Source organism: Streptomyces roseoviridis, assembly GCF_039535235.1.
Classification (GTDB): domain Bacteria; phylum Actinomycetota; class Actinomycetes; order Streptomycetales; family Streptomycetaceae; genus Streptomyces; species Streptomyces roseoviridis.
Genome location: NZ_BAAAWU010000001.1, coordinates 1,830,881 through 1,852,377 on the forward strand (window position 1 = coordinate 1,830,881; position 21,497 = coordinate 1,852,377).

20 protein-coding genes and 1 pseudogene are annotated in these 21,497 nt (G+C 73.7%); 7 read left to right on the top strand and 14 right to left on the bottom strand.

Going from position 1 to position 21,497, the window contains the following annotated elements; all coding sequences use genetic code 11:
* Positions 1–111: 111 nt before the first annotated feature.
* The 6 genes from hflX to miaA all read right to left on the bottom strand — a co-directional run bounded on the left by hflX (position 112) and on the right by miaA (position 8,365).
* A complete protein-coding gene (gene hflX / locus ABD954_RS08200) occupies positions 112–1,605 on the bottom strand; it encodes a GTPase HflX (RefSeq protein WP_345485132.1) in 1,494 nt (497 codons plus the stop codon).
* Between the two features lie 131 nt (positions 1,606–1,736).
* A complete protein-coding gene (locus ABD954_RS08205) occupies positions 1,737–3,245 on the bottom strand; it encodes a M1 family metallopeptidase (RefSeq protein WP_345485133.1) in 1,509 nt (502 codons plus the stop codon).
* Between the two features lie 121 nt (positions 3,246–3,366).
* Positions 3,367–5,523, bottom strand: coding sequence for a RelA/SpoT family protein (locus ABD954_RS08210; protein WP_345485135.1), 2,157 nt, complete (start codon positions 5,521–5,523; stop codon positions 3,367–3,369).
* 223 nt (positions 5,524–5,746) lie between these two features.
* Entirely contained in the window at positions 5,747–6,625 is an 879-nt protein-coding gene (gene dapF / locus ABD954_RS08215; protein ID WP_345485137.1) for a diaminopimelate epimerase, read from the bottom strand.
* A 228-nt stretch (positions 6,626–6,853) separates the two neighbouring features.
* A complete protein-coding gene (locus ABD954_RS08220) occupies positions 6,854–7,318 on the bottom strand; it encodes a hypothetical protein (RefSeq protein ID WP_345485139.1) in 465 nt (154 codons plus the stop codon).
* Positions 7,319–7,426: 108 nt separating this feature from the next.
* A complete protein-coding gene (gene miaA / locus ABD954_RS08225) occupies positions 7,427–8,365 on the bottom strand; it encodes a tRNA (adenosine(37)-N6)-dimethylallyltransferase MiaA (protein WP_345485141.1) in 939 nt (312 codons plus the stop codon).
* Positions 8,366–8,541: 176 nt separating this feature from the next.
* Here miaA and ABD954_RS08230 point away from each other — a divergent pair, with 176 nt between their 5' ends.
* Together ABD954_RS08230 and ABD954_RS08235 are read left to right on the top strand one after the other, a co-directional pair.
* On the top strand, positions 8,542–8,742 hold the full coding sequence (locus ABD954_RS08230) for a gliding motility protein (RefSeq protein ID WP_345485142.1): 201 nt from the start codon (positions 8,542–8,544) through the stop codon (positions 8,740–8,742).
* Positions 8,743–8,818: 76 nt separating this feature from the next.
* Positions 8,819–9,079: an antitoxin gene (locus tag ABD954_RS08235; RefSeq protein WP_345485143.1), complete on the top strand. Its 261-nt coding sequence runs from the start codon at positions 8,819–8,821 to the stop codon at positions 9,077–9,079.
* 137 nt (positions 9,080–9,216) lie between these two features.
* On the opposite strand, the gene ABD954_RS08240 is transcribed toward ABD954_RS08235, so the two are convergent.
* From ABD954_RS08240 to ABD954_RS08265, 6 genes are read right to left on the bottom strand one after another with little or no spacing between them, the layout of a single operon-like run.
* Positions 9,217–9,924: a class III extradiol ring-cleavage dioxygenase family protein gene (locus ABD954_RS08240; protein WP_345485144.1), complete on the bottom strand. Its 708-nt coding sequence runs from the start codon at positions 9,922–9,924 to the stop codon at positions 9,217–9,219.
* A gap of 10 nt (positions 9,925–9,934) precedes the next feature.
* Positions 9,935–10,234, bottom strand: a complete 300-nt coding sequence (locus tag ABD954_RS08245; RefSeq protein ID WP_345485145.1) for a hypothetical protein — start codon at positions 10,232–10,234, stop codon at positions 9,935–9,937.
* A 26-nt stretch (positions 10,235–10,260) separates the two neighbouring features.
* Positions 10,261–11,796, bottom strand: a complete 1,536-nt coding sequence (gene miaB / locus ABD954_RS08250) for a tRNA (N6-isopentenyl adenosine(37)-C2)-methylthiotransferase MiaB (protein ID WP_345485146.1) — start codon at positions 11,794–11,796, stop codon at positions 10,261–10,263.
* Positions 11,797–11,814: 18 nt separating this feature from the next.
* Positions 11,815–12,531, bottom strand: coding sequence for a hypothetical protein (locus ABD954_RS08255; RefSeq protein ID WP_345485147.1), 717 nt, complete (start codon positions 12,529–12,531; stop codon positions 11,815–11,817).
* Positions 12,532–12,541: 10 nt separating this feature from the next.
* Entirely contained in the window at positions 12,542–13,588 is a 1,047-nt protein-coding gene (gene pdxA, locus ABD954_RS08260; RefSeq protein ID WP_345485148.1) for a 4-hydroxythreonine-4-phosphate dehydrogenase PdxA, read from the bottom strand.
* The gene (locus ABD954_RS08265) at positions 13,585–14,847 is read right to left on the bottom strand and encodes a four-carbon acid sugar kinase family protein (RefSeq protein WP_345485149.1); all 1,263 of its coding nucleotides are present in this window, start codon (positions 14,845–14,847) and stop codon (positions 13,585–13,587) included. The genes pdxA and ABD954_RS08265 overlap by 4 nt, the downstream gene beginning before the upstream one ends.
* A gap of 180 nt (positions 14,848–15,027) precedes the next feature.
* Here ABD954_RS08265 and ABD954_RS33595 point away from each other — a divergent pair.
* From ABD954_RS33595 to ABD954_RS08275, 3 genes and pseudogenes are all read left to right on the top strand, one after another.
* Positions 15,028–15,216: pseudogene (locus ABD954_RS33595) on the top strand (LysR family transcriptional regulator); the annotation flags it as partial.
* A gap of 52 nt (positions 15,217–15,268) precedes the next feature.
* Positions 15,269–16,021, top strand: a complete 753-nt coding sequence (locus tag ABD954_RS08270) for a LysR substrate-binding domain-containing protein (protein ID WP_425584108.1) — start codon at positions 15,269–15,271, stop codon at positions 16,019–16,021.
* A gap of 99 nt (positions 16,022–16,120) precedes the next feature.
* Positions 16,121–17,119 (top strand): TAXI family TRAP transporter solute-binding subunit, encoded by a 999-nt coding sequence (locus ABD954_RS08275; RefSeq protein ID WP_345485153.1) that lies wholly within the window; start codon positions 16,121–16,123, stop codon positions 17,117–17,119.
* On the opposite strand, the gene ABD954_RS08280 is transcribed toward ABD954_RS08275, so the two are convergent.
* Positions 17,098–18,606 (bottom strand): sensor histidine kinase, encoded by a 1,509-nt coding sequence (locus ABD954_RS08280; protein WP_345485155.1) that lies wholly within the window; start codon positions 18,604–18,606, stop codon positions 17,098–17,100. The two genes, ABD954_RS08275 and ABD954_RS08280, sit on opposite strands and share 22 nt — an antisense overlap.
* Before the next feature lie 18 nt (positions 18,607–18,624).
* Complete coding sequence (locus ABD954_RS08285; RefSeq protein ID WP_345485157.1) at positions 18,625–19,329, bottom strand: response regulator transcription factor; 705 nt, start codon at positions 19,327–19,329, stop codon at positions 18,625–18,627.
* Between the two features lie 344 nt (positions 19,330–19,673).
* On the opposite strand from ABD954_RS08285, the gene ABD954_RS08290 reads away from it, so the two are divergent.
* On the top strand, positions 19,674–20,459 hold the full coding sequence (locus ABD954_RS08290) for an amino acid ABC transporter ATP-binding protein (RefSeq protein WP_345485159.1): 786 nt from the start codon (positions 19,674–19,676) through the stop codon (positions 20,457–20,459).
* A 99-nt stretch (positions 20,460–20,558) separates the two neighbouring features.
* On the top strand, positions 20,559–21,476 hold the full coding sequence (locus tag ABD954_RS08295; protein WP_345485161.1) for a glutamate ABC transporter substrate-binding protein: 918 nt from the start codon (positions 20,559–20,561) through the stop codon (positions 21,474–21,476).
* Positions 21,477–21,497: the final 21 nt, after the last annotated feature.

Here is a 21,497-nt window from a genome sequence, read left to right on the forward strand (position 1 = left end):
CCGACCGGATACGCGCGAAGCGCCGGCCGCCTCCCTCTCGGGAGGCGGCCGGCGCCTTTGTGTACGTCTCCGTACGGCCCCGCCCCTGTCCGTCGGGCGGAGCCGGGCGGGTCAGTGCGCGGCCGGAACGAACGGCGCGAGCGACGCCGCCAGCTCCTCGTGCACCCGTGCCCTGAGCAGCGTGCCCTCCGGGGTGTGCTCCTCGGAGAGGAGGTCGCCCTCGGCGTGCACCCGCGAGACGAGCCCGCCCTGCGTGTACGGCACGAGGACCTCGATCTCGACCTGCGGCCGCGGCAGCTGGGCGTCGATGAGGGCCAGCAGCTCCTCGATGCCCTCGCCCGAGCGGGCGGAGACCGCGATGGAGTGCTTCTCGACCCGCAGGAGCCGCTGGAGCACCAGCGGGTCCGCCGCGTCCGCCTTGTTGATCACGACGATCTCCGGCACGTCCACCGCGCCGACGTCCCGGATCACCTCGCGGACGGCCGCCAGCTGCTCCTCCGGGGCGGGGTGCGCGCCGTCGACCACGTGCAGGATGAGGTCGGAGTCGCCGACCTCCTCCATGGTGGAGCGGAACGCCTCGACCAGGTGGTGGGGCAGGTGCCGGACGAAGCCGACGGTGTCGGCCAGGGTGTAGACCCGGCCGGTGGGCGTCTCGGCCCGCCGTACGGTCGGGTCGAGGGTGGCGAACAGGGCGTTCTCCACCAGCACGCCCGCGCCGGTGAGGCGGTTGAGCAGGGAGGACTTGCCGGCGTTGGTGTATCCGGCGATGGCGACCGACGGCACCTTGTGGCGACGCCGCTCCTGCCGCTTGATGTCGCGGCCGGTCTTCATCTCCGCGATCTCCCGGCGCATCTTCGCCATCTTCTCGCGGATCCGGCGCCGGTCCGTCTCGATCTTGGTCTCACCGGGACCGCGGGTGGCCATGCCGCCACCGCCGCCGCCACCCATCTGCCGGGAGAGCGACTGACCCCAGCCGCGCAGTCGCGGCAGCATGTACTGCATCTGCGCGAGAGCGACCTGCGCCTTGCCCTCTCGGGACTTGGCGTGCTGGGCGAAGATGTCGAGGATGAGGGCGGTCCGGTCGACCACCTTCACCTTGACGACGTCCTCGAGTGCGATGAGCTGGCCGGGGCTGAGCTCACCGTCGCAGACGACGGTGTCGGCACCGGTCTCCAGGACGATGTCCCGGAGCTCCTGCGCCTTGCCCGAGCCGATGAAGGTGGCCGGATCCGGCTTGTCGCGGCGCTGGATGACGCCGTCGAGCACGAGGGCACCCGCCGTCTCGGCGAGGGCCGCGAGCTCCGCGAGGGAGTTCTCCGCATCCTGGACCGTCCCCGAGGTCCACACACCGACCAGCACGACGCGCTCCAGGCGCAGCTGGCGGTACTCGACCTCGGTGACGTCCTCGAGCTCGGTGGAGAGGCCGGCGACACGGCGCAGAGCCGCGCGCTCGGAGCGGTCGAACTGGTCGCCGTCCCGCTCTCCGTCGATCTCGTGGCTCCAGGCGACGTCCTCTTCCATCAGGGCATCGGCCCGAAGGCTCTCGGTGCGGCTCGTCTCCGCGAAGCTCTGCTTGTCCTGGGAAGGGGAAGAAGAGGAGGTCATTTGATCCTTACGTCGAAGAAAAGTCGTTACGGCAGTCACAACGCGTGATGCCCGGAAAGAATTCCCGGGGCCCGGCCGCGCCGCCGACCTGAAGATGGTGGCACGGCGGGGCGGCCCGCGTCACCCGGGTTTCACCGGGCCCGGCGCGCCTCCGGGCCGGCGGCGCGCTCCGGGGCCCGGCTGCGCCAGTCCGGGTGCCCCGGCATGGGCGGAGTCTTCGCCGCGTAGAGCCAGTCGGCGAAGAACCGGGTCAGGTCCCGCCCCGCGACCTCGGCCGCGAGGGCGGTGAAGTCGGCGGTGGTGGCCGTGCCGTCCCGGTGGTCGGCCACCCAGCGCCGCTCCAGGCGCCCGAAGGCGTCGGCGCCGATCTCGTGGCGCAGCGCGTACAGGACCAGGGCGCTGCCGTCGTAGACCACGGGGCGGAACAGGCTGATCTTCTGGCCGGGCGCCGGCGGCTTGGGCGCGGCGGGCGGGCCGCCCGCCGCGCGCCACCCGTCGGAGGCGGCGTACGCGGCCTTCATGCGCCGTTCCAGGGCGGGCCCGCCGTTCTCCTCCGCGTACAGGGCCTCGTACCAGGTGGCGTGGCCCTCGTTGAGCCAGAGGTCCGACCAGGTGCGCGGCGAGACGCTGTCGCCGAACCACTGGTGGGCGAGCTCGTGGACCATGACGGAGTCGACGAACCACTTCGGGTAGCCGGGCCCGGTGAACAGGCGCCGCTCGAAGAGCGAGAGGGTCTGGGTCTCCAGCTCGAAGCCGGTCTCGGCGTCCGCGACCAGCACCCCGTAGTTCTCGAACGGGTACGGGCCGACGTGGGCCTCCATCCATTCCAGGTGGCCCGGGGTGCGCCGGAGCCAGGGCTCCAGGACCTCCCGGTCGGCGGTGCGCACGACGTCCCGTACCGGCAGTCCGCGGGGACCCTCGCGGTGCACGACGGTGGACGTGCCGATGGAGACCTGGGCGAGCTCGGTGGCCATGGGGTGGGCGGTGCGGTAGGTCCAGGTGGTGGTCGGGCCGTTGCGGACCGGCTCGCCGGCCAGGCCGTTCGCCACGGCCGTGAGGTCGTTCGGCGCCGTGATCCGGAAGGTGAAGAACGCCTTGTCGGAGGGGTGGTCGTTGGAGGGGAAGACGCGGTGGGCGGCGTCCGCCTGGTTCGCCATGGCGAGGCCGTCGCCGGTGCGGACCCAGCCGCCGGACGTGGCCGGGCCGCTGGGGTCGCTGGTGTGGGCGACGGCGATCTCGACCGCCTCCCCCCGGTCCACCGGCCGTGCGGGGGTGATCACCAGGTCCTCGCCGCTGGTCGTCCAGTCGGCCCGCTCGCCCGCCACGGTGACGGTGGAGACGGTGCCGTGCGTGAAGTCGAGGTTGATCCGTTCCAGGTCGCCGGTGGCCAGCGCCTTGATCCGGGTGACGCCGTCGAGCAGGGCGGTGTTGGGACCCTTGTAGGTGAGGTCGATGTCGTAGGTCAGGACGTCGTAGCCGGGGTTGCCCAGGTGGGGGAAGAGCGGGTCTCCGATGCCCAGCGGCGTGGGCGCGGGCAGGGCGGCGGCGACGAGCCCCGCGGAGAGGGCGACGAGGACGGCGGAGCGCAGGGCACGCGCGCGGGGAGCCCGTTCACGGGGCGTGCGGGAGGGGAGCGGCATGGGTTACCGCTACCAGGGGACGCGGCGCTCCCCGGGGCGGCGCGCGCACCTGCCACTCGAAGGGGGCAGGGGGAGCGGATCCCGGATCCCGCGCACGGGATCCGGGATCCGGGATCCGGCGTCAGAGCTGCGGCGCCGCCTGGTGCCGCGCCCGGCTCACGTCGTACACCCCCGGCACGTCCCGCATCGCCTTCATCAGCGCGGGCAGCCGGGCCGCGTCGGGCAGCTGGAGGGTGTACGTGTGGCGGACCCGCTGCTCGCTGGGGGGTTCGACGGTGGCGGAGACGACGGCGGCGCCCTCGGCGGCGATGGCCTCGGTGAGGTCGGCGAGGAGCCGCGGCCGGCCGAAGGACTCGGCGACGAGGGTGACCCGGCAGGCGGCGGTGTCGCCCCAGTGGACGGTGACCGGCGCCCGGCCTAGGCGCTTCATGGCGTCGGCGGAGGCGCAGCCGGTGCGGTGGACGGTGACGGAGCCGCCGCGGACGACGAAGCCGGTGATCTCGTCGGACGGTACGGGCGTGCAGCACCCCGCCGGCCGCACGGCGGGCGGCGCGACGCCCTCCGGCCCGGGGAGCTCGACGCGCAGCCTCGCCCCGGAGCGCCGGTCGGCGGTGACGGTGACCGGTGGCCGGGGGGTGGCCGCGGGGTCCTTGGCGGCCTCGGGGTGGGCCTGGAGCCAGCCGGTGATGGCGATGCGGGCGGCGGGGGTCCTGGCGTGGTCGAGCCATTCCGGAGGAGGCCCGGAACCGGCGTCCTGGGCGAGCAGCAGCTGGACGGTGTCGCCGTCCTGGAGCACGGTGCCGAGGGGCGCGAGCCGGCCGTTGACCCGCGCCCCCAGACAGCCGTGAGCGGCGTCTCCGTGTTGGGCGTAGGCGGCGTCGACGCAGGTGGCTCCGGCGGGCAGGCTGATCGCGCCGGGGGTGTCGCCGTCGGTGGGGAAGACGGTGATCTCCTGGTCCTGGGCGAGGTCGGCCCGCAGGGAGGTCCAGAAGGTGTCGGGATCGGGGGCGGACTGCTGCCAGTCGAGCAGCCGGGACAGCCAGCCGGGCCGGGTCGGGTCGGCGCGCTCGCCGTCCTCGACGCACTCCCCCGGCGCCGTCTCCTGGCCGTTGTACGGGTTGCCGAGGGCGACCACGCCGGCCTCGGCGACCTTGTGCATCCGGTGGGTGCGGATGAGCACTTCGGCGACGGCGCCGTCGGGGGCGGCGACGGCGGTGTGCAGCGACTGGTAGAGGTTGAACTTGGGGGCCGCGATGAAGTCCTTGAACTCGGAGATCACCGGGGTGAAGCAGGTGTGCAGTTCGCCGAGGACGGCGTAGCAGTCGGCGTCCTCGGCGACCAGGACGAGCAGCCGCCCGAAGTCGCTGCCGCGCAGTTCGCCGCGCTTGAGGCGGACGCGGTGGACGGACACGAAGTGCCGCGGACGGACGAGGACTTCCGCGCCGATGCCCGCGTCGCGGAGCACGGCGGAGACCTGTTCGGCGACGGCGGCGAGGGCGTCGGCCGCGCCGGGGGCGTCGGCGATGACGGCCCGGGTGGCCTCGTACTCCTCGGGGTGGAGGATCGCGAAGACGAGGTCCTCCAGCTCCGTCTTGAGGGCCTGGACGCCGAGGCGCTCGGCGAGCGGGATGAGGACGTCCCGGGTGACCCGGGCGATGCGGGCCTGCTTCTCCGGGCGCATCACGCCGAGGGTGCGCATGTTGTGCAGCCGGTCGGCGAGTTTGATGGACATGACGCGGACGTCGTTGCCGGTGGCGACGAGCATCTTGCGGAAGGTCTCGGGCTCGGCCGCCGCGCCGTAGTCGACCTTCTCCAGCTTGGTGACGCCGTCGACGAGGTAGGCGACCTCGTCGCCGAACTCCCGCCGGACCTGTTCGAGCGTCACTTCGGTGTCCTCCACGGTGTCGTGGAGCAGGGAGGCGGTCAACGTGGTCGTCTCGGCGCCGAGTTCGGCGAGGATCAGGGTGACCGCGAGCGGGTGGGTGATGTACGGCTCGCCGCTCTTGCGGAACTGGCCCCGGTGCGAGGACTCGGCGAGCACGTACGCCCGGCGGAGCACGGACAGGTCGGCGTCGGGGTGGTGGGCCCGGTGGGCCTCGGCGACGTGCCCGATGGCGTCGGGCAGGCGGTCGCGCACGGCGGGTCCCGCGGTCGCGCCGAGCAGGGCGGCGCGGCCGATCCTGCGCAGGTCGATCCTCGGGCGGCCTCGTCTGCGGCCGGGAGCGTCGGGGCCACTGGCCCCGGCCTCGCTCACGGGATTGATGGCCTCTGCGCTCATGGGGGGCACCTCCGGCGGCGTCGACCGGCGGAACCGGGCCGGCATGCCCGGTGGGCCGGTGCTTGATGCTACCGACCCCACCACGTGGCGCAGTCGCGCTCTCGCCGAGCGTGAACCGGATCACCCATTCGAGGGACGAATCAGTCGTTGACCGTGGGGGATCCGGCCCCTCGCGCCGGGTCCCGGCGCGCCCGCGCGAGGGCCGGGCGGTGCCGCGGGCGGCTCAGGCGGAGGCGTCGAGCCAGGACGGCTCGACGGTGCCCTCGGCGACGATCACGGCGGGGCCGGTCATCTCGATCTCGCCGTCGGGGTGCTCGGTGATGACGAGGGTGCCGCCGAGGACGTCGACGGTGTACGTGACGGGGGCCCCGGTCTGGGCCGGGTCGAGGCCGTCGCGGCGGGCGGTGGCGACGGCGACGGCGCAGGCGCCCGTACCGCAGGAGCGGGTCTCGGCGGCGCCGCGCTCGTGGACGCGCATGGCGACGTGGCGGGGACCGCGGTCGGCGACGAACTCGATGTTGACGCCGCTCGGATACACCCCGGCGGGCTCGTACGGGGGCTCGTCGTAGAGGGTGCCCGCGTGGGCGAGGTCGTCGACGAAGGCGACCGCGTGGGGGTTGCCCATGTTCACGTTGCGGGCGGGCCAGCTGCGGCCGTCGACGGTGACGGTGACGCCCTCCTCGGGCAGCACCGCGCGGCCCATGGAGACGGTGACCGAGCCGTCCTTGTCGAGGTGGACGCGCTTGATACCGCCGCGGGTGGCGACGGCGACCTCACCGGCGGTGACGTGGCCGGCGTGCTGGAGGTAGCGGGCGAAGACGCGCACGCCGTTGCCGCACATCTCGGCGACGGAGCCGTCGGCGTTGCGGTAGTCCATGAACCACTCGGCCTCGTCGGCCATGGCGCGCGCCTCGGGGTGGGCGGCGCTGCGCACCACGTGCAGCACGCCGTCGCCGCCGATGCCGGCCCGGCGGTCGCACAGCCGGGCCACGAGGGCCGGGGGCAGGTCCACGGCGTTGTCGGCGTCGGGGACGATGACGAAGTCGTTCTCGGTGCCGTGGCCCTTGAGGAAGACGAGGGGCGAGGTCTGCGCGTTGGTCACGGGATCAACTGTACGGGTCGGGTACGACGGGGGGCCCGGCCGTCCGGTGAGCGGTACGGGGTGGGGGCGCGGGCCTGGGCGCGGGTGGTCGGGTACGAGGGCGCCCGGCGCCGTGGCCCCGGCCGGGCCCGGCGGGACAGGCCGGTACGGGGCCAGGGGCGCCCGGCCGGACAGGGCGGCACGGGGCCAGGGGCGCCCGTCACCGCGCGTTCTCGCCGGGCGGGGCGCTCAGCGCAGGCGGGCCACGCGCCAGACCGCCAGGGCGACCACGAGGGCGCTGAGCGACACGTACAGGGCGAGGACGCGCCAGTCGGGGCGTTCGCCGGAGCCGCGGGCGGGCAGGCCGGGCCAGGTGTGGCCGACCCGGCGGGCGGCCATCATGCCCCAGCCGGCCGCGCAGCAGCTGATCAGCAGGCCCAGCATGGCGACGACGGCGCCGCCGTCGCCCGAGCCGAAGGCGAGCGGGAAGGCGAACATCAGGGAGCCGAGGGCGGCGAGCCCGACGATCGGGGCGAGCTGCCAGATCCTCAGGCGGCGCTGCGGGCGCAGTTCCACCTCGACTTCCGCCGCGTCCACCTCGACGGCGCTGCCCTCGGCCTCGTCGGGGCCGTCAGGGGTCAGTCCGGGCGCCCCACCGGTGCTTTCGCCCCGGACGGCGGCTTGCTGCTCTGTGTCGCGAGGGCCGGCCTCCATCGCCACGCGCCCTCCCAACTCGGACTCCACTTGGTCGATCGATGCTCGATGATGGCACGCTCCCGCCCCCCGGAATGACGGGCATGACGTCCCGATGCCATCACGTGATCAGGCTGTAACCGCTCGTTCGATCAACGCGAGGGCCCGCCCGGGGAGTTCCCCGCGGTCCGCGGCGGCGCCGCTGAGCCAGTGGACACGGGGATCGCGCCGGAACCACGAGTCCTGACGGCGCGCGAAGCGCTTGGTGGCGCGCACCGTCTCGGCCCGCGCCTCGTCCTCCGTGCACTCCCCCGCGAGCGCCGCGAGCACCTGCTGGTAGCCGAGCGCGCGGGCGGCCGTGCGCCCCTCGCGCAGACCGCGCGCCTCCAGGGCGCGGACCTCGTCGACGAGGCCGGCCTCCCACATGCGGTCGACCCGGGTGGCGATGCGTTCGTCGAGCTCGGGGCGGGCGACGTCGACGCCGATCTGCACGGTGTCGTAGACGGAGTCGTGGCCGGGGAGGTTGGCCGTGAACGGCTTGCCGGTGATCTCGATGACCTCCAGGGCGCGGACGATGCGCCGGCCGTTGCTCGGCAGGATCGCGCGGGCGGCCTCGGGGTCCGCGACGGCGAGCCGGGCGTGCAGGACGCCGGAGCCGCGCTCCTCCAGCTCGGCCTCCAGGCGGGCCCGGACCTCCGGGTCCGTGCCGGGGAAGTCCAGGACGTCGATGGCGCCGCGGACGTACAGGCCGGAGCCGCCGACGAGGACGGGGGTGCGGCCCTCGGCGAGCAGCCGGTCGATCTCGGCGCGGGCGAGGCGCTGGTACTCGGCGACGCTGGCGGCCTCGGTGACGTCCCAGATGTCGAGGAGGTGGTGCGGGACGCCGCCGCGCTCCTCCACCGTCAGTTTGGCGGTGCCGATGTCCATCCCTCGGTAGAGCTGCATCGAGTCGGCGTTGACGACCTCGCCGCCCAGCTGCTGGGCCAGGAAAACGCCCAGATCGGACTTTCCGGCCGCTGTGGGACCGACGACGGCGATGACCCGCGGGGCGGGAGCTGCACTTCTCACTTCCCCAGTCTCGCAAACCTCACGGCGCGTCCCCGAATGAGCTACGTGACGGCCCTGGTCCGACTTCGTTGCCTGTTGCGGGATTCCGACCCTGAGTACGCTAGGGAGCAGATATGGGTGTTTTCGCATTGTTTCGCCGGAAGAGCAAGGAATCGGAAACGGTCGAGGCCGCGGCCGTGACGGAGGAGACGGAGGCGGTCGCGGGTGCGGCGGAGGAGCCGGAGTCCGGGGAGCCGGAGGCCGCCGCGCCGAAGGCCACCGAGGCCGGTGACGCCGGCGCCGACACGGGGGCCAAGGGCGAGGCCGTGGAGATCCCGAAGCAGCAGTCGGCGGAGGAGGCCGCGGACAACGAGGCCGGCGAGGGCGCCCGCGCGTAGGACGGGCACGGAAGCGTTCGGTAGCGAACGAAGAACGGCACGGGCCCCAGCGGTCCGTCGGAGGGATGGTGACCCCATGGGTCTCCTGGATTCACTGAAGGCCAAGCTCGCTCCCGCCAAGGACAAGGTCTCCGACCTCGCCAAGGAGCACGGGGGCAAGGTCGAGCACGGCCTGGAGAAGGCCGCGCGGGTGGTCGACGAGAAGACCAAGGGCAAGTACAGCGACAAGATCGAGTCCGGTACGGGCAAGGCCAAGGACGCCATCGAGCGGCTGGCCCACAAGGACGGGGACACGCCCCCGTCTCCTCCCCCGGCCTCGCCGCCGCCGGCCGCCTGACCGACGCCCGCGGCGCCGGGCCTCGCCCGAGGTCCCCGGTCCCGGCCCCGATCCCTTCGCGACGGCGGACGGCCGCGGAGCACCTCGCTCCGCGGCCGTCCGCCGTCGTGTTCCGGGATGGCCGGTGACCTCGCGCCTCAGCTCCAGGCGGCGACGACGTAGCCGACGCCGTACGGGGCGTCTTCGTACAGCAGCCGCCCTGCCAGGTCCGCGCCCTCCGCGGCGCCCGCCAGCACCTGCCAGGACGCCCGGCCGGCCGCCTTCAGTTCGTGCGCCAGGCCCTCGTCCAGGGCGAGCAGCGCCGCCGCGTCCGCCGCGCCGAGAGCACGGGCGGCCTCGGCGTCGAACGCCTCGGCGCGCTCGTCAAGGTAGCCGGGGGCCTTCACGGTGCGGCAGGCGCTGCCGTCGCCCATCACGAGCAGGGCGACCCGTCCGGCCGAGGCGGCGATCTCCCGGCCCGTCCCGGCGCAGCGGGCGGCGTCCAGCGACGCGTCGACCCCGAGGCCCTCGATCGGTGCGTCGGCCCAGCGGGTGTGCTCCAGGAGCCAGGCGCCCACGGCCAGGGAGGCGGGCAGCGGCCGGCCGCCGCCGGGCCCGCTGCCGAGCCGTACGGTCAGGTCGACGCCGAACCCGGCGAAGGACCCGGCCGTACCGCCCGGGTGGACGCCCCGGGAGCCCTCGTCCGCCGGGCCGACGACGACGAGGCGGTCCGGCCGCGAGGCGGCCAGCACGGCGAGCGCGTCGGAACAGGCCGTTCGCGCGTCGGCGAGCTCGGCGGCGGCACCGGCCGCGACGGCGGGCACGAGCAGCGGGGGGCAGGGGCAGACGGCTGCGGCGACAAGCATGATCCGCAGCCTACTGCGCGGCGGGCGGGCCCTCCGGGGCGGCGCCTCCGGCCGAGTCGTGGACCAGCTCGGCCAGCGTCAGCAGGGTGTCCGTCTCGGACATCAGCCCGCTCACCCGCAGGAGATAGGCGTCGCCGGTGCCGAGCCGGTACACCCGGCGGCGCTTCTCGCGCACCGGCTCCCGGTAGGAGAGGGCGGTCTTCCAGAGCGCGTCCCTCGCCTGCTCCAGGGTGCCGGTCACTTCCCGGACCACCCGGGTCCGGTGGTTCTCCCCCGCGCCGTACTGTGCGACGACGGCCCATTCCCCCATGTTTCCCCCCTGTTGCGTCACTTCTGTCAGTGGCTCCCGCAGGCCGGCGCGTCGGCGACCGGCAGCGGCTCCGGGACGCCGATCTTCGGCAGCCCGAGCATCACGCCGGCCGGCTTCGCGGCCGCCGCGGCGGTGCGCTTCTCCCAGGCGTCGCCCGCGCGGGTGCGGCGCACCGAGGTGGTCGGGCCCTCGGCGAGCAGGTGGTGCGGGGCGGCGTAGGTGATCTCGACGGTCACCACGTCACCGGGCCGGACGTCCTCGTCGGGCTTGGTGAAGTGGACGAGCCGGTTGTCGGGGGCGCGGCCGGACAGGCGGTGGGTCTCGCCGTCCTTGCGGCCCTCGCCCTCGGCGACCATGACCTCCAGGGTGCGGCCGACCTGCTTCCTGTTCTCCTCCCAGGAGATCTCCTCCTGGAGGGCGACGAGACGCTCGTAGCGCGCCTGCACGACCTCCTTGGGGACCTGGCCCTCCATGGTGGCCGCCGGGGTGCCGGGGCGCTTGGAGTACTGGAAGGTGAAGGCGTTCGCGAAGCGGGCCTCGCGCACCACGTGCATGGTCTGCTCGAAGTCCTCCTCGGTCTCGCCGGGGAAGCCCACGATGATGTCGGTGGAGATGGCGGCGTGCGGGATGGCGGCGCGCACCTTTTCGATGATCCCGAGGAAACGCTCCTGCCGGTACGAGCGGCGCATCGCCTTCAGGACCGTGTCCGAACCGGACTGGAGCGGCATGTGCAGCTGCGGCATCACGTTCGGCGTCTCGGCCATCGCGGCGATGACGTCGTCGGTGAAGTCGCGCGGGTGCGGGGAGGTGAAGCGGACCCGCTCCAGGCCCTCGATCTCGCCGCAGGCGCGCAGCAGCTTGCTGAACGCCTCGCGGTCGCCGAGGTCGGAGCCGTAGGCGTTGACGTTCTGGCCGAGCAGGGTGATCTCGGAGACGCCCTCGGCGACCAGCGCCTCGATCTCGGCGAGGATGTCGCCGGGGCGGCGGTCCTCCTCCTTGCCGCGCAGCGCCGGGACGATGCAGAAGGTGCAGGTGTTGTTGCAGCCGACGGAGATGGAGACCCACGCGGCGTACGCGGACTCGCGGCGGGTCGGCAGCGTCGACGGGAAGGCCTCGAGGGACTCCGCGATCTCGACCTGCGCCTCCTCCTGGACGCGGGCGCGCTCCAGCAGGACCGGCAGCTTGCCGATGTTGTGCGTGCCGAAGACCACGTCGACCCAGGGGGCCTTCTTGACGATGGTGTCGCGGTCCTTCTGGGCCAGGCAGCCGCCGACGGCGATCTGCATGCCCGGGCGGGCGGCCTTCTTCGGGGCGAGGTGGCCGAGGTTGCCGTACAGCTTGTTGTCGGCGTTCTCGCGGACCGCGCAGGTGTTGAAGACCACGACGTCGGCGTCGCCGTTGGAGCCCTCGGGGGCGCGGACGTAGCCGGCGTCCTCCAGGAGACCGGAGAGCCGCTCGGAGTCGTGGACGTTCATCTGACACCCGTAGGTGCGCACTTCGTAGGTTCGCGTCACGACGTCCTGCTCGGCCACGGCTCCGGTCCCGTCTTTGCTGCTGGTCACCAGACAAGGGTAAGGGGGTCACGGGGCTGCCCGGCCACCTCCGCCCGTCACCGGTCCACCTCGGGGCCGGCCGCCGCTCGCCTCCAGGACCGCCGTGAGCTGGGCGGCGAGGGTGCCGGCCTCCGGGCGCAGGGCGCCCGCGAAGGCCGCGGAGCCGACGGTGAAGGCGTCCGCGCCGACCTCGGCGAGGGCCCGGATCTCGGCCGGGGTGCTCAGCGAACCGGCGACGACGAGCCGGCCCGCGGTGGCGGCGCGGGCGGCGCGGACCAGGTCGAGCGGGTCGGCGTCGGTGGCGCGGTGGGCGAGCAGGTCGACGCCCGCGCACCCGGCGGCCTCGGCACGGCGGCAGTCGTCGGCGATACGGGCCGGGGTGCCGGCCAGCCGGGTCGGATGGCCCGTCGGCTCGCCCGCGAAGGGCAGGTAGCGGATGCCGGTGCCGTCGAGCAGGGCGAGGGTCTCCTCGATCCGGGTGCCGCCGAGCAGCCAGTCCACACCGAGGTCGACGGCCGTCCGTACGGAGTCGAGCACTTCGGCGCGGCCGGTGGAGACGACCTCCAGGTGACTGGTGGCGCCGAGCGCCCTGATCTGTTCGTGGAGCCGGCGCAGGGTCGCGGTGTCGACGCCGACGTCCTTGAAGCCGATGTGGGTGATGCCCAGCTCGCGGACGGAGTCGAGGACGTGGAGGCAGTCGGTGACGGTCCGGTCGTCGCGGGTGAGCATGAAGATGAAGTCCACGGGGTTCCCCTCAAGGGTGTCGCGGGGCCAGCTCGTCGGCGTGGCGCAGGGCGGTGAGCAGGCTCGTGTGGTCGGCGGTGCCGGTTCCGGCGAGGTCGAAGGCGGTGCCGTGGTCGACGCTGGTGCGGACGAACGGCAGGCCGAGGGTGATGTTGACCCCGTGCTCCAGGCCCAGGTACTTGACCGGGATGAGCCCCTGGTCGTGGTACTGGGCGACGACGGCGTCGAACTCTCCCGCCCGGGCCCGCATGAAGACGGTGTCGGCGGGCCAGGGACCGCTCGCGTCGATGCCCTCGGCGCGGGCGGCGCGCACGGCGGGGGCGATGACGTCGAGGTCCTCGCGGCCGAACAGGCCGTTCTCGCCGGCGTGCGGATTGAGGGCCGCGACGGCGATCCGGGGCCGGGAGGGCGACGAGGGCCGCAGCGCGCGGTGGGTGAGCCGGATGACGTCGAGTTCCCGCTCGGCGGTGAGCGCGTCGATCGCGCTGCGCAGCGACTGGTGGACGGTGACGAGGACGGTCCGCAGCTGGTCGTTGGCCATCATCATCGCGTAGCTGCGGGTGCCGGAGAGCTCGGCCAGGATCTCGGTGTGGCCGGGGTGGGGCACGCCGGCGAGGTGCAGGGCCTCCTTGTTGACGGGGGCGGTGGTGAGCGCGCGCACCCGGCCCTCGAGGGCGAGTTCGACGCCCTTGCGCACGTACGCGTAGGAGGCCGCGCCCGCCTCGGCGGCGACGGTGCCGAGGGCGAGGCCGGAGGCGGGCAGGGCGGGGCCTTCGGCGAGGACGTCCAGGACTCCGGGGGTGCGGCCCGCGTCCTCGACGCGCGGGGTGCCGCCGGTGCCTCCCGCGGTGCCGGGGACGGTCGCGGCCCCGGGCGCGGCCGGCAGGGCGCGCACGCGGAGGCGGGCGCCGGTGGTGCGGCAGGCGCGTTCGAGGGTGCCGGGGTCGCCGATGACGACGACGGGGACGCGGCGGCGCGGGTCGGCGCACGCCTTGACGGTGATCTCGGGGCCGATGCCGTGGGGGTCGCCCATGGTGACGGCGACGGGGCGGGTCACCGGGCGCCACCCGCGGTCAGGAGGGCGTGGAGGCGGACGAGGGTGCCGTCGTCGCCGAAGCCCCCGGCCTTGACCAGAACGGGAAGCCGGGGTGCGCCGGGGCCGTGCAGGGTGCCGCGGGCGATGCCGGGCTCGGGCTCGTCGTACAGCTCGATGCCGGTGCCGCCGAGCGCGCCCAGGACGGCGGCGGCGGTCTCCCCGCCGGTGAGGACGAGTCCGTCGGCGCGGCCGCTCTCCGTCCGCCGCCGCGTCTCCTCGGCGAGCCGGCGGACGAGCGCGGCCGGCCCGGCGGGGTCGGCGGGGTCGGCGGCCCGTTCCTCGGGGGTGTGGAGGACGGCGAGGGGTTCGCCGGTGAACCGCGCGCGCAGGGCGGCGAGCTGGCGGCGGCTCGTGGGGTTGGCGCTGCCGACGACGATCAGCGGGCTGCGCACGGCGGGGAGCGCGGGAAGGGCGTCGGCCGGACGCCGTGCGTGGCGGCGGGCCAGGGCGTCGGCGAGTCCCGGTGAACCGACCCACAGGACGTCCTGGGGGCGGGGGACGGCGGCGACGACGGCGTCCAGGTCGGCGTCGTCGGCCGCCGAGCAGACGAGGATCCCCCCGGCGTCGACCAGCCGCGACAGCTCCGCGAGCCGTTCCCGTACGGGGTCGGGGCGGGGCTCAGGGCCGGGATCGCGGCCGGGGTCCGGGCCGGGACCGGACGCGCACGCGGTGACGGGCTCAGGGCCCGGGTCGGGACTGGACGCGGGCTCGGGCTCGGGCTCGGACGGGGCGGCGACATCGAGGACGACGGCCTCCGGCAGCAGGCGGGCGAGGTCGGCCGAGCGGACCGGGTGGGCCGGGTCGCGGGCGAACTCGCTCGCGTCGACCCGTACGCCCCGGACGTACTGGACGCCCCGGACCGTCGTACGGCCCTCGGAGGGGAAGGCGGGGGCGAGGATCACCGTGCGGCGGCCGGATCCGGCGAGCGCGGCGCGCACTTCGGCCGCCACATGGCCGCGGAGGGTCGAGTCGACGGTCTTGACCAGGAGGTCCGCGCCGGCGTACGCGGCGGCCGCCTCGCGGCACCGGGCGGCGGCGTCCGCCTCGCCCAGCAGCCGGGTGCCGAGGTCGACGGCGGTGACGCCGGACTCGATGCCGGGAGCGGCGGCCTCGGGGGCGAAGAGGACGCGTGCGCGGTGGCCGTGCCGACGGAAGGGAGCGGCGCCGTCGGCGGCGCTGGTCAGGTCGTCGGCGAGGACGACGACGGTGGAGGGCGGCATGCTGGACGGCCCCTTTCTCGGGGAAGGAGGCGGAACGGGGTGGGTGACGGTGCGGGCCGCGCCTGACGGCCGTGGGCCGTCGGTGCGTGACGGGATCAACCCTCGCCCCTCGCGAACGCGCAGGACAAGCGATTCCTTCTCACCCCTCCTGTGAGCAGGCCTCACAGCTAGATTCCCCTCATGACCAGGCCCTCCCTGCCGCCCCTCTCCACCCTCCTGCCCTTCGAGGCCGCCGTGCGCCACGCGAGCATGACCGGTGCCGCCCGGGAGCTCCACGTCACGCACGGCGCCGTCAGCCGCCAGGTGCAGAACCTGGAGAAGGCGCTCGGGACGACCCTCTTCGAACGCGGCGCGCGCTCCCTGCGGCCCACCCCCCCAGGCCCGGCGGCTCGCCGCGGCCGTCCGGGAGGCGCTGGACCTGATCGAGGCGGCCGCGGCCGAGGTCTCGGGCCGGGGTCCGGGCGGCCCGCTGGCCCTCTCCTGCGAGCCGACGCTCCTGATGCGGTGGCTCATCCCGCGCCTCCCCGACCTCGCGGCACGGCACCCCGGCCTCACCGTGCACCTGTCGGCGGGCGGCGGCCCGCCGGACTTCGCTCGGGACACGGTGGACGTGGCCCTGCGCCGGGACGACTTCCCGGTGCCCGAGGGGGTGAGCCGGGTGCCGCTCTTCGAGGAGTGGATCGGCCCGGTCTGCCGCCCCGAGCTGGCCGAGCGGCTGGCGACCGGCGGCTTCGAGGGCGTCACCCTGCTGCACACCGGCACCCGGCCGACCGCCTGGGACGACTGGCGGCGCCTGAGCGGGCGCACCACGGGCGCCGCCGGCACGCCGCAGCAGACCTTCGAGCACTTCTATCTGGCGCTGCAGGCGGCCGTCGCGGGCGTGGGCGTCGCCGTCGGGCCGTACGCGCTGGTCCGGGACGATCTCGTACGGGGGCAGCTGGCCGCCCCGTACGGGTTCGTGGCGGACGGGACCGGCTACGGACTGCTCAGCCCGCGCCCGCCGGAGCGGGACGCTCGGATCGTGACGCTGCTGGGCTGGCTGCGGCAGCAGGCGGCTTCCCTGACCCCGCCGCCGTCACCGCCGTCACCGACGCCGCCGTCACCATCGACGCGGACGCCGCCGTCACCATCGACGCCGACGCCGCCTCCACCGGCATCGCCACCAGCCGCCTGAGGCCGCCACCACGGTGTACGTCACCACCGTGAGCACCGACACCGGCCGCCCGCCCGTCCGCCCTGGCCAGGACGCCCGGCGAGCTGGCAGGATCGCGCCATGCCCGCCGCACTCTCCCGCACCGCCCGCCGCCGCGTCCTTCAGGTCTCGGCAGCGCTCCTGGCGCTGGCCGGAGTCCTGGTGTGGTGGCTGGTTCCGATCGGTGCGAAGGAGCCCAGCGGGCACATCACCTTCAGCACCGGCGTGCCCACGGGCGTCTACCAGCGGTACGGGAAGCTGCTCCAGCAGGCCCTGGCCCGTGATCTCCCGGACGTCTCGATAACGCTGAAGGACAGCGAGGGCTCCCAGCAGAACCTGGCCAGGCTCGCCTCGGGCGAGGCCGACTTCACGGTGGCGACGGCGGACGCCGTGGCCCAGTACCAGCGGGACCGCAAGCCCGGCTTCGAGCGGTTGCGCGGCTGCGCGCGGCTCTACGACGACTACGTCCAGCTGGTCGTGCCCAAGGGATCGACCGTGCAGTCGGTGGCCGATCTGCGCGGGCGGCGCGTCGGCGTCGGACAGGACGGCTCGGGCGTGCGGCTGATCGCCGACCGGGTCCTCGCGGCGGCGGGGCTGACCCCGGACGTCGACATCGTCCCGGTCTCGGCCGGCATCGACACGATGCCGGGCCTGTTGGAGCGGCACCGGCTGGACGCCTTCTTCTGGTCGGGCGGCCTGCCCACCGACGCCGTCCAGGAGCTGTCCGTGCGGTTGCCGATCCGGCTGGTGGCCCTCGACGAGACGCTGGTCCAGAGCCTGCACGACGTGGGCGATTCCACCCGCCACTACCGCTCGGCGACCATCCCGGCCGACGCCTACAGCCGGGCCCAGGACGGCAACGCGGTGGACACCCTGGCGGTGGCGAACATCCTGGTCACCACGGAGGCCGCCGACCCGGACCTGGTGGAGGGCTTCACCCGTACGGTGATCGGCAGCCGTGACCGGATCGGCAGCCAGGTCCACCCGGCCCAGCTGGTGGACCTGAGGACCGCGATCTACACCGATCCGCTGCCGCTGCACGAGGGCGCCCGGCGCTACTACCGCTCCGTGAAGCCCTGAGTGCGGTCCGCCCGCCCCTGGCCCTCGTCCGAGCGCCCCCCGCGCGCCCCCTCCCCGGCCGCGGCGATCCGCAGACCGCCCCCCGAGGCCGAGCGCGGGTCGTCCCGCGGCACGCTGACGGTCACCTTGAGGCCGTGCGGCTCGTTGCGGGCGAACGCCAGGGTGCCGCCGCCCGCCGCCAGGAGGACCCGCGCGATGGACAGGCCGAGGCCCGATCCCTTGATGTTCTGGTGCCGGTTGGACCGCCAGAAGCGGTCGCCGACCCGTTCCAGTTCCTCGTCCGTGAGGCCGGGGCCGTGGTCGGCGACCTCGACGGCGACGGTCCGGCCGCCGGGACTGAGGAAGACCCGTACGGAGACGTCCTCGCCCGCCGGGGTGAACTTCAAGGCGTTGTCGATCACCGCGTCGAGCGCGCTGGACAGCGCCACCGGGTCCGTCCAGGCGGTGACGGCGGTGGTGTCGGCGACGATCGCCACGTCCTTGTCGTCGGCGACCGCCCGCCAGGACCCCACGCGCTCGGCGGTGAGCGCGCCGATGTCGGTCAGCCGCAGGTCCGCGGTGGTGTGCTCGGCGAGCGCGAGGCCGAGCAGGTCGTCGAGGACCTGGGCGAGCCGCTTGCCCTCGGTGCGGACGGAGGCGATCTCCTCGTTGCCCTCGGGGAGTTCGAGGGCGAGCAGTTCGATCCGCAGCAGCAGCGCGGCGAGCGGGTTGCGCAGCTGGTGGGAGGCGTCGGCGACGAAGGCCCGCTGCTGTTCGAGGACGTCCTCGACGTTGTCGGCCATCTCGTTGAACGAGCGGGCGAGGCGGCGCAGTTCGGGTGGTCCGCCGGCCGCGGCGACGCGGGACTTCATGCGGCCGGTGGCGATGTCGTGGGTGACGGCGTCCAGGACCCGCACGGGCCGCAGCACCCAGCCGGTGAGCCGGAAGGCGGCGCCGACCGCGAGCAGCATGGCGGCGGCCTCGCCGGCGAAGATCAGCAGCCAGTCGCGCAGGATGCGGGAGCGGAGCTGCCCGGTGGGCGAGTCGGTGACGACGACGGCGACGACGTCGCCGTCCCGGACGACCGGGGAGGCGATGGTGAGCCGGGCGTGCCCCTGCCAGGGCCAGACCTGCGGCGGGTCGTGGCTGCGGCGCCCGAGCAGGGCCTCGTTGAAGGCGCGCCGGCCCTCCCCCTCGTACGGGACGACCCAGTCCTCGGGGGCGGCGGCCATGGCCTGGTTGTCGCGGAAGAAGATGCCTGCGCGGATGCCGTAGACGTCGTGGTAGCTGGCGAGCTCGCCGCTGAGGGTGAAGCGCCGTTCGTCGGGGCCGAAGCTGCTCTCCTCGACGAACTGGGCGAGGGCGGCGAAGCGGGCGGCGTCGTCGAGCCGGTCGACGACCACCCGCTGCTGCTCGGAGGCGGCGGTGCTGGCGGCCAGGGGGAAGCCGAGGGCGAGCAGCACGCCCGCCATCAGGACGATCAGGAGCGGGAGGAGTCGGGTGCGCACGGGCGGGCGGACCTGCCGCTACGCGGTGGGCGCGACCAGGCGGTAGCCGACGCCCCGCACGGTCTCGATCAGGGCGGGCATGCGCAACTTCGAACGCAGGGAGGCCACATGGACCTCCAGGGTGCGCCCGGTGCCCTCCCAGTTGGTGCGCCAGACCTCGCTGATGATCTGCTCGCGGCGGAAGACCACGCCGGGCCGCTGGGCGAGCAGGGCGAGCAGGTCGAACTCCTTGCGGGTGAGGGGGACGGCGTCGCCGTCGACGCTGACCCGGCGGGTGGGCAGCTCGATGGTGACGGAGCCGAGGCGCAGGGTGCTGTCGTCGCCGGGGCCGGACTGCTCGTCGCCGGCGGCGCTGCGCCGGCTGACGGCGTGGATCCGGGCCAGCAGTTCACCGGTGTCGTAGGGCTTGACGACGTAGTCGTCGGCGCCGAGGTTGAGGCCGTGGATGCGGGAGCGCACGTCGGCGCGCGCGGTCACCATGATCACGGGGGTGGCGGTGAGCTTCCGGATGCGTCCGCAGACCTGGTAGCCGTCCTGGTCGGGCAGGCCGAGGTCGAGCAGGATCACGCCGTACGAGGGGCGCTCGCCGTGGGCGGCGGGCAGGACGGCCTGGAGCGCCTCCTCGCCGTTGCGGGCGTGGGTGACGGTGAAGCCGTGGCGGGCGAGGATCGCGGAGAGCGCGGCGGCGACGTGGTCGTCGTCCTCGACGAGCAGCAGTCTCATGGCCCTCCTCCGTGATCTCTCGGCATCTCTCGATGGTGTCTCCGCAGGGGGTCGGGCCTGCGGTCGCCTGGTGTGTGCGCGGTGCTCGCTGCGTGCGCGCGGCGCGGGTGATGACTATCTGTGTACCAGGGCATGAACGCCGATGGTCACGGTCACAGTCAAGTGTCCCCCCGTGACTCCCGCGTTTTTCGTTATCCACCCGGTACGGCGGTACGCACCCCCTTCACGCAGTGTGTCCGGTTGCGACCGGATCGTTATGCTCAAACTTCGCTCAGATGTGATGACGCTTCTCGCACCCGGTCTCTAGTGTCCTCCCCAACCGAGCAGGACGGAGCGAGATGCCGATGAGCGGAGTGTCAGTGACCAAGGGTTCGGAGGGCGCCGTGCCGGCCACGGACGACCTGGTCGTGCTGTCCGACGTGAACAAGCACTTCGGCGCGCTGCACGTGCTCCAGGACATCGACCTGACGATCCGCCGCGGCGAGGTCGTGGTCGTGATCGGGCCGTCCGGGTCGGGCAAGTCCACGCTGTGCCGCACGATCAACCGGCTGGAGACCATCGACTCCGGCAGCATCACCATCGACGGGAAGCCGCTGCCCCAGGAGGGCAAGGAACTGGCGCGGCTGCGTTCCGACGTCGGCATGGTCTTCCAGTCCTTCAACCTCTTCGCGCACAAGACGGTGCTCGAGAACGTGATGCTGGGTCAGGTCAAGGTCCGCAGGACCGAGAAGAAGGCGGCGGAGGCCAAGGCCCGCGCCCTTCTGGACCGGGTCGGCGTGGGCACGCAGGCCGACAAGTACCCGGCGCAGCTGTCCGGCGGCCAGCAGCAGCGCGTGGCGATCGCCCGCGCGCTGGCGATGGACCCCAAGGTCATCCTGTTCGACGAGCCGACCTCGGCCCTCGACCCGGAGATGATCAACGAGGTCCTTGAGGTCATGCAGCAGCTGGCCCGGGACGGCATGACGATGGTGGTCGTCACCCACGAGATGGGCTTCGCCCGGTCCGCCGCCAACCGCGTGGTCTTCATGGCCGACGGCCGGATCGTGGAGCAGGCCACCCCCGACGAGTTCTTCAGCAACCCGCGCAGCGACCGCGCCAAGGACTTCCTGTCGAAGATCCTGCACCACTGACGGGTACCGCTGGCGCCCTGCCGCGACAACTTCCCAGTCGCCGCCGCCGACGTGCTGCACACTGACGATCAACTACCCACGACCTGAGGGATGTTCACGATGAAGCTCCGCAAGACCGCGGCCGTGGCCGTTGCCGTGCTCGCGCTGACCGCGACCGCCTGTGGCGGCAAGGAGGGCTCGGCCGGCGACAAGCCCGCCACCAAGCCCGGTGACGCCAGCGCCCCCAAGCTCCCCACGTACACCGTCGCGAGCGGCGTCGACCTGAACTCGCCGACCTTCAAGAAGGCCAAGGAGCGCGGCAAGCTGATCATCGGCTCCAAGGCCGACCAGCCGTACCTGGGCTTCGAGGACCAGGCCACCAAGAAGCGCTCCGGCTTCGACATCGAGATCGCCAAGATGATCGCCGCCGAGCTGGGCTTCTCCGAGGACAAGATCGAGTGGAAGACCGTCGACTCCAAGCTCCGTGAGACCGCGATCTCCACGGGTCAGGTCGACTACTACGTCGGCACCTACACGATCAACGACAAGCGCAAGGCGCAGGTCGGCTTCGCGGGCCCGTACTACCAGGCCGGCGCCGACCTGCTGGTCCGCAAGGACGAGACCGCGATCACCGGCCCGGAGTCCGTCAAGGGCAAGAAGGTCTGCTCCATCACGGGCTCGACCCCGCTCCAGGAGATCAAGAAGCCGCAGTACGGCGCGGAGACCGTCGAGCTCGGCAAGTACTCCGACTGCGTCCAGCAGCTGCTGACCAAGCAGGTCGACGCCGTCACCACCGACGACTCCATCCTCAAGGGCTACGCCGCCGCCAACGCCGGCAAGCTCAAGGTCGTCGGCAAGCCGTTCACCAAGGAGCCGTACGGCGTCGGCATCAACAAGGACGACAAGGTCCTCCGCGACAAGGTGAACGACATCCTCGAGAAGTACGTGGGCGACGGCACCTACAAGAAGATCTACGAGGCCACCCTCGGCCTCTCCGGCTCGGCCTACACCGCGCCGCCGGCGGTCGTCCGCTACTGATCCGCCTCCGCGTGAGCGCCC